This is a genomic window from Aquimarina algiphila (assembly GCF_007489275.1).
Classification (GTDB): Bacteria; Bacteroidota; Bacteroidia; order Flavobacteriales; family Flavobacteriaceae; genus Aquimarina; species Aquimarina algiphila.
This window is the reverse complement of the sequence record NZ_VLNR01000255.1, coordinates 1-261: the sequence shown is the minus strand read 5'-3', so window position 1 is coordinate 261 and position 261 is coordinate 1. Positions and strand designations below refer to the sequence as shown.

General features: G+C 29.5%; 1 protein-coding gene. It reads left to right on the top strand.

The window, feature by feature from the left end; genetic code table 11:
* Positions 1-241 (top strand): hypothetical protein (locus FOF46_RS31210; RefSeq protein WP_208746859.1); only part of this gene is annotated, 241 nt, incomplete at its 5' end.
* Positions 242-261 lie beyond the last annotated feature (20 nt).

Here is a 261-nt window from a genome sequence, read left to right as displayed (position 1 = left end):
ACAAAAGAAAAAAAGATATTTTAAGATGGAAACAGTAGGTATAAAAATAGCATTTCAATTGATTGATCTTTTATGTTACTGCATTTTCTTTAAAGTAATTCTGGATCCAGTAATAGATTCATTATGTATTGCAGGATCTATGAGGATTAAAACAGCGATTTTCTTATTTATAGTCATCTCGGGAGTTTCTGTCATCTTAAAATCTATTGATTTTTATAACGCTCTGGACGGTGTAACCTAGTCCTTTTTTAAACCTTACAC